The following is a 12038-nucleotide window of genomic DNA, read 5'->3' on the forward strand; positions in this document are numbered from 1 at the left end:
AGCCGGACGAACGTGGACGTCCGTGACCGCCGACCACGTCAGCGGTCACACGGTCGCGTCAGCGGTCACGGACGCGTTCCATCGGGCCGCGCGAACCCTCAGGCGCCGCTCGAACCGTCAGGACCTCCGCGAGATCGCGTCGGCCCACCCGGTCCGCGCCGACCCCTCGGGCCGCGCCGACCCCTCGGGCCGCGTGGGTCGCCGGGTCTCTTCGGCGGCCGCGCGGGCGCCGAAGAGACCCTGCGGGTCCCGCGTCAGCGGTCGCGGAACCGGCGGACCATCGCGACGACGCCGGAGGAGGCCGCGAGCAGCGCCGCGAGGGCCAGTGCGGCCACCGCTCCGCGCTGCGCCTGGGCCGGCTCCTGGGCCGCGACCGTACGCATCGCGGGGATCCCCTTCACCGGCTCACCCACCGGCGGCAGACCCTGCCGGGCCGGAAGGGGCAGCACCGCGTCCGCGGCCGGGACCGACCGGGTGATCGGGGCGTTCGGCAGGTTGGGCAGCGCCCGCGCGCCCGGGACCGTGTCGGCGACTCCCGAACCGACGGGAGCGCCCGTCCGCTCAGTGCCGGCGGCCGTCTCGGAGGTGTCCGAGCCGGACTGCGGAACGTTCACCGCGTCGCCGAGCCCGGTGGTGCCGGGCAGCGTCGTGCCGGGCAGCACCGGGATCGCGTCGGCGGGGGCGGCCGGACCGTCGTACGCGGCGAGGGCGGCGTTCTGCGGGAGCGGCGGCACCGGGACCGGCGGGACGGGCGGGAGCGGCGGGACCGGGACGGGCGCCGGCGGCCGCGGCGCGCCGGGGATGGCCGCGGACGCGGGCGCGCTCATGGTCCGGGCCGCCGTGGCGTGCTGCGGGGAGACGCAGTGGTGGCCACCGCCGTGGCCACCGTGACCCCCGTGGCCGCCGGAGACGGATGCGCCGCCGACGCAGCCGGCCAGTGCGTGGCCGATGACGGCGACGGCGTTGCCGCAGACGTTGATCGGCGCGGTGATGGGGGCGGTGACCTGGTTGCCGCCGCCGATGCTGTGCCGGCCGTTCGTACGGCCGCCGGAGGCGGAGCCACCGTGCACCGGGGGGATCACGCCCGCGCATCCGGCGGCCGCGCCACCGATGACGGCGACCGCGTTGCCGCAGATGTCCACCGGCGCGGTGATGGGAGCGGTGACCTGGTTGCCGCCGAGGATGCTGTGCCGGCCGTTGGTGCGGCCCCCGCCGGCGCTGGTCCCGTGGCCGGTCACCGACGCGCCGCCCTCGCACCCGGCGAGGGCGTTGCCGACGGCGTTCCCGCAGACGTTGATCGGCGCGGTGATGGGAGCGGTGACCTGGTTGCCGCCGCCGATGCTGTGCCGGCCGGAGGTCGACCCCGCGCCACTGCGGCCGTGACCGTGGCCACCGGACTTGACCGCGGCGCCGCCCTTGCACCCGGCGAGAGCGTCGCCGATCACGGCCACCGCGTTGCCGCAGATGTTGATCGGCGCGGTGATCGGGATGTTGACCTGGTTGCCGCCGAGCACCGATCCCGCTCCGGTCGTGCGCCCGCGGTGGCCGCTCCCGTAGCCGCCGGAGACGGAGGCGCCGCCCTCGCACCCGGCCGCGGAACGGCCGATGACGGCGACGGCGTTGCCGCAGACGTTCACCGGCGCGGTGATGGGGGCGTCGACCTGGTTGCCGCCGCCGATGCTGTGCCGGCCGGAGGTCGACTGCCGGCCGCCGCCGACGCCGCCGACGCGGTGCACGGACGCGCCGCCGGTGGAGCCGGCGAGCGCATGGCCGATGACCGCCACGGCGTTGCCGCTGACGTTGACGGGGGCCGAGACGGGCGCCTTGACCTGGTTGCCACCGAGCACGCTGCCCGAGCCGTTGGTGACGTCCGCAAGGGCCGGACCGGCGCCGAGCGCGACGAAGCTCGCGGTGAGCAGCGTGGCACGCGCGGTGCTCTTCGCCCACGTAGGCATAGAGGAACTCCTTCGATACAGGGGGGTTGGGGGGTACGTCTCGCAGGAGTCGGAGAACGTCCCTGGGGGGGATGCAGGGCGCGGCCGCGGGCATGCGGGCACGCCTCGACGACCCGGCGGGGGCCGGGCCGCGGTGGGGGCCTAGTCAGGTGAGAAGGAGGGCTCGTCCGCCGCGGTGCGGACGGCCGGGGGGACCGTCCGCACGATCAGAGCGGACGCGCGCGAGCGGCCCGAGGCCGCCCCGAACCCGGGGGCACGCCATAGCCCCGTCTGGGTGACGCCGTCGCCGATGGACGGAAGGAACGCCTGTGCCCGATGCGGCAACTGCTGCGGCATGCGTGGCATGACCGGCGCGGGGACCCGGGAACGGGTCGCATGATCGACGGAGACCTTCTCGGACGCCCCCGTTGCGGCGACCGGACCGGTGTTCGTCACCGGCCCGCGACCGGCCGCGACGCGATGGCCGTGACCGGAGTGCCGCGGTGCCCGAGAAGGATCCGCCGTGACCTCCGACGTGCCGGGCCGTACGGCTCCGGCCGATCCGCCCGCCGCAGGTGCCGGCGAGACGGGGATCAAGGGCGGGTGAGGGTGCCGAAGGGCCGCCCGGGGAACGTGCACGGCCGGTACGGCGGCGCGCAGCGGCGGCAGGTCACCGGGAAGCCTGGTGACCTGCGAGCCCGCGTGCGTGACGACGCTGGGAAGGCGTGCGCCCGGAACGGTGTTGGCATGTGCCTGCCCGGCGGCTCCGAACAGCCAGCCGGCGACCGCGATGCCCGCCATGGTCAGCAGGCGCCGGGTGGCCGGCCGCGCGAGGAGACCGCGCAGGCGCCGGGCGAGCGCACGGAGACCAGGGCGGCGCGGGACGACGGAGGTGCACCTCCGTGACCGCGACCACCTGGAAACCACGCGCCCTCCTCGGCATCGACCCACCGCGCGGAACGCAAAGGCGTTCCGTACGGTGAGTCACGCTATCACCACGGAGCGCATTGAATCGACAATCGCCGAGAATTCTCAGGCGTGATCAAGAAAATGGTCGAGAACCCGCACGCCGAAGCGAAGTCCCTCGACGGGAACGCGCTCGTCGATGCCGTGGAACATTCCGGAAAAGTCCAGATTCTTCGGCAGTTTGAGCGGTGCGAAACCGAAGCAGCGAATGCCCAGAGTGGCGAACGACTTCGCGTCGGTGCCGCCCGACAGGCAGTACGGCACCGGCCGCGCGTGCGGGTCGTGCGCCTTCAACGCCGCGGCCATCGCCTCGACCAGCGGCCCGTCGAACTCCGTCTCGACCGCGATGTCGTGGTGGACGAACTCTCGCCGTACGTGCTCGCCGAGCAGTTCGTCGACGGTCGCGAAGAACTCCTCCTCGTACCCCGGAAGGAATCGTCCGTCGACCTGAGCGGTGGCGGTTTGCGGAATTACGTTGGCTTTGTAGCCTGCGTCCAGAACAGTCGGATTAAGGGTATTCCTGAGGGTTGCGCCGATCATCCGGGACAGCGGACCGAGCTCTTCCACCGTCTTCTCGATGTCGTCCGGATCGAACTCCACGCCCGTCGCGTCGCAGACCTCCTCGAGGAAGGCCCGCACCGTCTTCGTCAGCCGTACCGGGAACCGATGCTCCCCCAGCCGGCCCACCGCCGCCGCCAGCGCCGTCACCGCGTTGTCCGGGTGCACCATCGACCCGTGCCCCGCCGTTCCCTCGGCGATCAGGCGCATCCAGGCCAGGCCCTTCTCCGCCGTCTCGATCAGGTACAGACGGTCGTCGTTCGGCAGGGTCAGGCTGAACCCGCCGACCTCCCCGATCGCCTCCGTGCACCCCTCGAACAGCTCCGGATGGTTGTCGACCAGCCAGTGCGCGCCCCACTTGCCGCCCGCCTCCTCGTCCGCGAGGAAGGCCAGGACGATGTCGCGTTCCGGCCGCCGGCCCTGACGCAGGCGCTCCCGGATCGTCGCGAGGACCATCGCGTCCATGTCCTTCATGTCGACCGCGCCGCGCCCCCACACGCAGTCGTCGGCGACCTCCCCGCCGAACGGGTCGCGCGTCCAGTCCTCCTTGCGCGCCGGAACGACGTCGAGGTGCCCGTGGATCAACAGCGCGTCCCGCTGCGGATCGGTCCCCTCGATCCGTACGACCACGCTCGACCGCTTCGCGTGCGACTCGTAGATCTTCGGCTCGAGGCCGACCTCGGCGAGCTTCTCCGCGACGTACTCCGCCGCCACCCGCTCCCCCGGTCCGCTGTGATCACCCGGATTCGAGGTGTCGATACGGATGAGGTCACTGCACAGCTGGACGACCTCGTCCTCCGCCGAAGGATTGCTCACGTTGCCTCCTCGCAGACACGGCGCCGAGCCGGCGGGGCCTCCCGCCGCTGCGGGTCGCCCGTGACCGGCGTCTCGGCTCGTTACACCCGGGTTGTTCCGGCACCCCCATCCTCCCCCAGCCCTGGCCCGATGGCCTCCGGGCCCACCCCGCCGAAACCGACTTCGCGCCATCACCAGGGATTTGCTAATCTGTGGCAGCCGACGCGGACAGCCGCGTAGGCGCACCGGTCCGGGTGGCGGAATAGGCAGACGCGCTAGCTTGAGGTGCTAGTGCCCTTTACGGGGCATGGGGGTTCAAGTCCCCCCTCGGACACTTCGGTCCTGGGGCCAGTGTGGTCGGAAGCGAAGCTTCCTCCCCGCTGGCCCTTCGTCATTCCTCCCGGGGGACGACCCCCGGACCCCCGAGGCGGGGGGCTCCGCCCCCGCACCCCCGCTCCGCCTCCGCGATCACGGTGAAGATCGGCTATGTCGGCGGGGTCGGCCTGGACCACGACCCACACGAGGTAGCCGAGCTCGGTCGGCATCGCGGTGATCTCCTGTCGGTCCTGGCGCCCATGCGCCCCGGGCCACGGGGCACATGGGCACTCTCTCCACTCAGCCGGCGTTGAACGCCTTGTCGACGGTCAGCGTGTCCTCGTACAGGTGCATACGGACGATCCGGTTGTCCTCGACCATCAGGTGCAGGGCGGCCGATGTGGTGAACTCCTTACCCGTGGCCACGACGGTGTGCGTCCAGACCGCCAGCAGTACCACGTCACCACCGTCGACGATGATGCGCTCCAGTGCGATCTTGCTCTTGCCGGGCGCGAAGTGCGGCCACATCGTGGTGAAGTACGGCGCGACCTCCTCCCGGCGGGTACGGCGCCCGGTCCAGGGCAGCGCGTCACTGCCGGGGACGTACCAGTCGATCTCCTCGGCGAACAGTTCCTGGATGCCGTCGGGGTCCTGCCTGCCGAGGCGCTCCACGAACTTCTCGGCCACGGTTCGCGAGGTCTGAGTATCTGTTGCCATCGTCCTTGTACTTTGTCTCTTCGTTCGTATGAGGTCTACCGGTCGGGGCCTCAGCCCTGGAACAGGAAGTGCTTGCCGCTCAGCGGCCCGCCGGGCTGCATGAGCGCCGGCCTTTGTGCTGCGCGCCAAGGCCGGTCGGCGCGAGCCCGAATGCGGTCAGCGGCCGCGTGAAGGATGCCTGGCGCTCTCGTCGTCACCGGCGAGGAGAACGACCTGGTTGCGTCCTGGTGGCGGGGATCGGGCTGCCGCGTCGACCGCCCGGTAGTGGACCGGCTGCGCGACGGCGGCGTCCAGCGCCGCCTTACGGCGCCCGGTCAGGTAGACGGTCGCGCCCTCGGCGGCGAAACGGCGGGCGATCGCCAGGCCGATGCCGCTGGAGGCGCCGGTGACAATGGCGGTCTTATCGTCCAGATGTCCCATGCGATACTCCGGTTTCTTGATGTAACTAGTTTTGTTACATCGACGGACGCAGAATGCGACCTCCCGGTCAGGGGACGTCGGCGATCCGAGGTCAGGCGGCTTCCAAGACGTCCCGCAGCACGTCCTCCAGCGTGGTCTTGGCCAACTCCCTGCGCAGGGCGGCCTCCACCTCGTCGTACACGGCGGTCATCGCCGGTCCGATGCCGCGGCCCACGACGCACTCGGGGTCCGGTGCCGCGCGATGCAGGGCGAAGACCGGTCCCGGTTCGATCGCCCGGTAGACGTCGAGCAGGGTGATCGCCGCCAGATCCCGGGCGAGCATCCAGCCCGCCCCCGCCCCCCGCCGGGACTCGGCCAGGCCGGCCTTGCTCAGCTGGGCCAGCAGGCGGCGGATCACCACCGGATTGGTGTTGACGCTCGTCGCGATCTGCTCGGAGGTGGCGACCTCGTGGCCACGCCGCTGATATAGCCCGATCCACGTCAGGGCATGCGCCGCGATGGTCAGTCTGCTGTTGGCGCTCACGTCGGACTCCACCTCACCTCGCCCCTCGGCGCTGGTCGTAACGATAATTGTTACAACTGCATGCGGCAAATCCGGCCGGACCGGCCTCGTCAGCCTCGCGTCCGCCACCCGGCTGCCGGCCGGCTTCGTCATCGGCGCGGCGATGGCGGACGCCACCTGGCGGCGGCTGAGCGGTCCCGCCCTGCTCACCAGAGCCCGTGTTCACATCGAGCTCTACCCACACTCAGCACGTCCGGCTTCGCCGGCGGAGATCGGTCATGCTCACGCGGTCACCGCCGCCTGCCGAGGCGCCCCGGCCCACGTACGCAGTGCCGATTCCCGGGCGGCGACGTCCGGTGTTTCGTGGCGGCGACGCACCCATGCGACGTGACCGTCAGGCCGGACGAGCACTTCGGCGAGATCTCCGGCCGTGGAGGGCGGGTCACCGGCCATGACCTCCACGCGGTCACCCCAGCCGGCCGCGACCGCGGCGGCCCCTTCGCGGGCGCCGGTGAAGTCGAGGTAGGCGAACCGTCCGGTATGAAGCAGCTCCGAAACTCGCAGCCGGCGGCCGTCCGTGGTGGTGGACGGGATATCGGGCATCCGTGCGCCGACGAGCGGATCGTCGTCCGAGGACGCGTAGGAGATCCCGAGCGCCGAGACGAGAGCGGCCAGGTGGCTGTTGACCTCCGGGATCTGCAACAGGTCATTCATCAGCTCCCGCAGCGCGGTCACCGGTTGCCGGTAGTCCGGGAGCAGGGTGAGTTCCAGCAGCAGTGTCTGGGCCTGAGTGTTGGCGGTGACCGTTCGCCCGACGGCGTGCCGTTCGGTGTGGTAGCTGTCGAGGAGGGCGGCCGGAGCCCAGCCGTTGATCTCGGCGGCGAGTTTCCAGCCCAGGTTCATCGCGTCCTGGAGACCGGTGTTCAGTCCTTGGCCGGCCGCCGGGAAGTGGATGTGGGCGGCATCGCCCGCCAGCAGGACGCGGCCTGCCCGGTAGGCCTCGGCCAGCCGAGTCGCGTTGCCGAAGCGGGACAGCCATCGTGGTTCGGCGATGCCGAACGACGAGCCCGCCATCCGGACCAAGGCGTCACGGAATTCCTCGAACGTGACCGGCTCCGACGCGGGCACCCGCATCCGCAGAGGATCGGTGACGACGAGACGGGTGGCCCCGCTTTCCAGCGGCGCGATGAGCACTGGCGAGTCCTCACCCACAGCAGCGATGGCGTCGTGGTCGATGACCATGAAGTCGCCGAGCATCGAGGTCATCGTGGCGTCCGTACCGGGAAACCCGATGCCCGCACTGTCCCGGACACGACTGCGCCCGCCGTCGCATCCCACGACATATGCGGCGCGCAGCCCCGACTCGCCACCTGGCGCACGAACCGCCACCTCGACTCCGTCCTCGTCCTGCGCCACCGCCAAGAGCTCGTGTCCGTAGGAGATCTCGACACCGAGTTCGCGAGCTCGTCCCTCCAGCACCCGCTCGACGCGGGCCTGCTCGAGGAACAGGCAGTAGCCGTGCCGGGTCCGCAGGGCGGAGAAATCCAGCCGCTGGGGCAGACCCGCGAAATGCCAGCCGGGGACGGTGCGCCCCAGCTCCAGGAAACGGTCCGCGATCCCGCGCAGGTCCATGATCTCGATACTGCGCGGGTGCAAGGTCAGGGCACGAGACTCCTGATGCCTGGCGAGTCGGCGTTCGAGTACCCGCACCCGCACCCCCGCCAGAGCCAACTCGCTTGCCAGCAGCAGGCCGGTCGGGCCTGCGCCGCTGATCACCACATCGGCATCCACGACGCCTCCTGAATTTCCGAACAACGTTCATTTAATCGGTCAGAGCAGTGTCCGGCCAGGAGGCCCCTCTGTCAAACCCGGTGCTAGTCTGCGGTTCGTATGGCAGAACACACGGCCGCTCGCCCCCGCGGACGCCCTCCCCGCGCCGACAGAGAGCAAGTCGTCCATACCGCCCTCCGCCTGCTCGGCGAGGTGGGCCTCGACGCGCTCACCATGCGCAGACTCGCTGACGCCCTCGGCGTGCAGGCCGGCACCCTCTACGGCTACTTCCCGACCAAACGCGCCCTGCTCACGGCAATGGCCGAGGCGATGATGAGCGGCTGCCAGGATGCCGGCGAGAACGCGGCCACACCACGCGAGCAGGTGCTGGCACTCGCGCGCGGCCTGCGGACGGCGCTACTGGCTCACCGCGACGGCGCCCGGGTGTACGCGGGCACCCACGCCGTCGGACCGAACACGCTCGGCTTCTCTGACACCCTCATCGGGGCGCTACGCCAGGCGGGCGTTGATGCAGCGGCCGCGGTTCAGACCGCATTGCTGATCGTCCACTTCACCACCGGACACGTGCTCGAAGAGCAGGCCGCGACCGGCGCCGACCCGGAACTGCTGACCGAAATCGACGACTTGCACCAGGCGATCGCGCAAGGCGAATACCCTCAGCTCGCCGAAACCCACAAAGAGCTCACCGGCACCGACTTCACCCAACTCTACGAACGGGGCCTGCAACTCCTCACCAGCGACGTGCCGTAGCCGGACCACGGGGACCGTCCGTGCCCTCGCGGCAGTCCGCAAGAATCGCCGGGAGGGCCGGGCATGCGACAGAGCCGCACGCCGCACCGTCTCACCCGCCTCATCCATGGCGTCATGGGTCACCGGCGGTCGGTGATGGAGAGATGGCCCGCCGGTGATCGGATTGCTCCGAAGCGGCACCTCGCGCACGAACCAGGCGGCGGCGAAGGTGACGGCCGCCAGGGCGGCCGCTCCGATCCACCAATGACGGTTCGCGGTACTGGCGGATCTTCGGGAAGGGCGGCCGGTGCCGCGCTCACGTTAGGAGAGCCGGCGCGCGCAGACCACGGGCCGGCTCGACATGTTCCGACGAATCCTTGCCAACTCTCTGCGGCAGCGGGTCGCACCGGCCCACGCGCTGGTCAATGCCCGTGGGCGCTCCTGCGGGACGAGCCGCTCGGCGCGCTGGACCTGCCGCCGGCCGATTCGATCGGAACGATTGGCCGCTACCTGGGCTTGAGCGAGGTCGCGGGCGCCGACGAGCCCCTCACCCGCCGTGCTGCCGGTCTCCGGGGTCGCCACCGCCCTCGATCTCGGCGGCGCCGATCGGCGACCACGACGGCCAGATGGCCGCGTGAACGAGCGCCGCGAAGACCGCACCGATGGATCAGGATGATCTCGACGGGACCGCTCACCGATCCCACCTCCTCCGCGGGTACGTCATCTGGACGCCGCCACGTTAGGAAGCCGGCCACCCGTCGTCGTGGGTCGGCCGCCGTGTCCCGGGTGGACATCCACCTCCACCCGGCGGGCGACGTCCGACAAGCCGATCGGGACCTCGCTCGAACGAGACCCCACCGCGTCGAGACGCCGGGGTTCGCCGGGGAATGAGAGGTCACGCGATAGCTGTACGGCACTCTGCCACGCTAGGACGGCCCGGTCGGCTCGGACCATGCGCCGGATTGTCCCCTGTCGACGAAATCTTGCGGTACGCCGACGGCCGGACACCGGCGTGCGCCACGAAGGCCGAGGACAGGCTGCCGGGCCTGGACGCCGGCGCGGGGGTGCGGCTGTGACCGTGACCGACCAAGGCGGTACGAGCGAACCGGCCGTACGCGAGGCCGACTGGCCGGAGCGGTGCCCGAATACGTCGGCGACGGTGACAACCGATCATGCCGCCGAGGGGGTTGGTGCGTTCAGGGAGATCAACTGCCGCCTGGGACGACGACGGGCCGTGCCGAACGCCGGCGTCGGTGCCCGGGCCACCATCGAGAGGAAGAGCCGGTTTGAATCGCATCGTGCGCGCCGGATCAGCGGGCGCACTCATCCTGACGGCCCTGCTCACACCGGTCTCGGCGCCGGTCTCGGCGGCTGCCGATCTCGTGTCCATGCGGGCCTACCTGGCGGGGCGGGACCCGGCCGGGCTCGCCGCCTTGGCATACGACGTGTCCAACCCCCGGAGCCCCCGGTACCGGCGGTTCTTGACCGTCCAAGAGTTCCGCGATCGGTTCGCGGCCACCCCGGCACAGACGGCGAGCGCGGAAAGCTGGCTCCGGTCATTCGACGTGAAGGTCACCGGCGCGACGGACCACTATGTGACACTCGACGCCACCCGCGATCAGGCGACCGTGCTGGTGCGGCAGACCAGGCTCCCTCCTGGGGTCATCGGGGTCGTCCCGTACGGCGACATCACCGCACCCGCTCGGAAACAGCGGTCTGCGGCGGACGGCCGGAACGCCCCACGCCTCGCCGGTGACACGACGGCGCCGTGCTCCCGCTACTACGGCGAGGTGGTCGTCAAGCACCTTCCCGCCGCCTACGGACGGACGTCCTTTCCCGCTACGGGGTGCGGTTACAAACCGGCGCAGCTTCGCAGGGCCTACGGCGTGACCCGGTCCGGTATGACGGGCAAGGGCGTCACGATCGGAATCGTCGGCATCAACGCAGACCCGGATCTTGAACGGTCCGCGGACCACTACGCCGGTCAGGTCGGCGACGCGCCGTTCCGGCCAGGCCAGTTCTCCCAGGAACCGGCGACGGCGCCGGGCGGCGAGTGTCGGGATTCCTGGGGCGCGGAACGCGCCTTGGACGTCGAGATGGCACACGGAATGGCCCCCGACGCCAATGTCGTCTATTCCTCAGGGGGCTGCGTGACCGACGACACCGACATGGGCGTCGTCATCCCCGATCTCCTGGACGGGCTGGACCGGATCGTCGATCGGCGGGCGGCCGACGTGGTGTCGTTGTCGTGGGGCACGGAGGAATACACCGTCGCCCCCGCCATGATCGCGGCTTGGGAGCACACGCTCCAGCAGGCGGCGGTGGAAGGGATCGGCGTGTACGTCGCCGCCGGCGACGCCGGTGACAACTCGTCCGGTCCGAACGGACGGCCGAGTACAAATTTTCCCGCCTCATCGCCGTGGGTGACCGCGGTCGGCGGCACCACCCTGGAGGTCGACAAGAACGGCGACTACGAATTCGAGACCAGTTGGGGCTCGATGACCACTGACGCGACCGCTGACGGAAAGGGCTGGTCGACGCGGCCTCCTGGCGAAAAGGACAGCGGCGGGGGCGGTGGTGTGAGCGGCCTGTTCCCCCAGCCCGACTACCAGAGAACGGTGGTGCCCGACACGCTGGCTCAGGGACACGGCGCTCCGATGAGGGTGGTTCCCGACGTGTCCGCCGAGGCCGACTTCTACGGCGGGGCCTGGATCGGCGAGTTGCTCCCCAACGGGCAATCGGCCGGGGGAACCAGCATGTCCGCTCCGCTCTTCGCGGCCGTACAGGCGGACGCGCAGCAGGCGGCGGGCGGCCCCATCGGCTTCGCGAATCCGATGCTCTACTCGCTTGACGGTTCGCCTCTACTCCACGACGTCACGGATCACCCGCTCGACCCGCGGCCCATCGCCCGGGTGTGGGCCCAGACCGACGCCTCGCACAACGCCGTTCCCGGAACCGCCACCCTCATCACCGACGGCCGCGACGGAGACCTGAGCGCAGGACCCGGCTACGACGACGCCACCGGACTTGGGTCACCCGCCGGCGGATACCTCGAAGCGTTCGTTCGACGAAAGACGACGGGATGATCGGCCGATCGACCCGGCGTGTGGTGCCGGGCCGCCCCCGGCACCACACCCACCGACCATTCGGACCGGACTGGAAGGAACCCACAGCTGCACCCCATACGCCACAGGTTGCTGATCTTGTAGAGGCCGGAGCCTTTCACGTGGACGGTGCTTCCGAAGGTGCCGAGTCCGTTGATGGTCACGGCGCTGTCCCCGGAGCCGTGACAGGGGGCTCCGCCCCCGCAC

9 protein-coding genes and 1 tRNA gene are annotated in these 12038 nt (G+C 70.9%); 3 read left to right on the forward strand and 7 right to left on the reverse strand.

Annotation, left to right across the window (positions count from 1 at the left end):
* Nucleotides 1-254 precede the first annotated feature (254 nt).
* The 3 genes from NE234_RS20730 to NE234_RS20740 all read right to left on the reverse strand — a co-directional run bounded on the left by NE234_RS20730 (nt 255) and on the right by NE234_RS20740 (nt 4274).
* Nucleotides 255-1955 carry a chaplin family protein gene (locus NE234_RS20730; protein ID WP_252782123.1) on the reverse strand — a complete coding sequence of 567 codons (1701 nt, stop codon included), beginning with the start codon at nt 1953-1955 and terminating at the stop codon, nt 255-257.
* Between the two features lie 141 nt (nt 1956-2096).
* Nucleotides 2097-2861: a hypothetical protein gene (locus tag NE234_RS20735; RefSeq protein ID WP_252782124.1), complete on the reverse strand. Its 765-nt coding sequence runs from the start codon at nt 2859-2861 to the stop codon at nt 2097-2099.
* A 105-nt stretch (nt 2862-2966) separates the two neighbouring features.
* A complete protein-coding gene (locus NE234_RS20740; RefSeq protein ID WP_252782125.1) occupies nt 2967-4274 on the reverse strand; it encodes a M20/M25/M40 family metallo-hydrolase in 1308 nt (435 codons plus the stop codon).
* A 227-nt stretch (nt 4275-4501) separates the two neighbouring features.
* On the opposite strand from NE234_RS20740, the gene NE234_RS20745 reads away from it, so the two are divergent.
* A tRNA-Leu gene (locus NE234_RS20745) sits at nt 4502-4587 on the forward strand.
* Between the two features lie 281 nt (nt 4588-4868).
* On the opposite strand, the gene NE234_RS20750 is transcribed toward NE234_RS20745, so the two are convergent.
* The 4 genes from NE234_RS20750 to NE234_RS20765 all read right to left on the reverse strand — a co-directional run bounded on the left by NE234_RS20750 (nt 4869) and on the right by NE234_RS20765 (nt 7998).
* Nucleotides 4869-5285: a nuclear transport factor 2 family protein gene (locus NE234_RS20750; protein ID WP_252782126.1), complete on the reverse strand. Its 417-nt coding sequence runs from the start codon at nt 5283-5285 to the stop codon at nt 4869-4871.
* A 156-nt stretch (nt 5286-5441) separates the two neighbouring features.
* Nucleotides 5442-5705 (reverse strand): SDR family NAD(P)-dependent oxidoreductase, encoded by a 264-nt coding sequence (locus NE234_RS46000; protein WP_406567037.1) that lies wholly within the window; start codon nt 5703-5705, stop codon nt 5442-5444.
* 91 nt (nt 5706-5796) lie between these two features.
* Nucleotides 5797-6228 carry an Rrf2 family transcriptional regulator gene (locus tag NE234_RS20760; RefSeq protein WP_252782127.1) on the reverse strand — a complete coding sequence of 144 codons (432 nt, stop codon included), beginning with the start codon at nt 6226-6228 and terminating at the stop codon, nt 5797-5799.
* A gap of 261 nt (nt 6229-6489) precedes the next feature.
* Nucleotides 6490-7998: an FAD-dependent monooxygenase gene (locus NE234_RS20765; RefSeq protein ID WP_252782128.1), complete on the reverse strand. Its 1509-nt coding sequence runs from the start codon at nt 7996-7998 to the stop codon at nt 6490-6492.
* Nucleotides 7999-8097: 99 nt separating this feature from the next.
* Between NE234_RS20765 and NE234_RS20770 the strand changes: the two genes are divergently transcribed.
* Both NE234_RS20770 and NE234_RS20775 read left to right on the forward strand, forming a co-directional pair.
* A complete protein-coding gene (locus NE234_RS20770; protein WP_252782129.1) occupies nt 8098-8748 on the forward strand; it encodes a TetR/AcrR family transcriptional regulator C-terminal domain-containing protein in 651 nt (216 codons plus the stop codon).
* 1277 nt (nt 8749-10025) lie between these two features.
* Nucleotides 10026-11813: a S53 family peptidase gene (locus NE234_RS20775; protein ID WP_252782130.1), complete on the forward strand. Its 1788-nt coding sequence runs from the start codon at nt 10026-10028 to the stop codon at nt 11811-11813.
* Nucleotides 11814-12038: the final 225 nt, after the last annotated feature.

The sequence above is a fragment of the Actinoallomurus rhizosphaericola genome (assembly GCF_024055675.1).
GTDB classification, from domain to species: Bacteria; Actinomycetota; Actinomycetes; order Streptosporangiales; family Streptosporangiaceae; genus Actinoallomurus; species Actinoallomurus soli.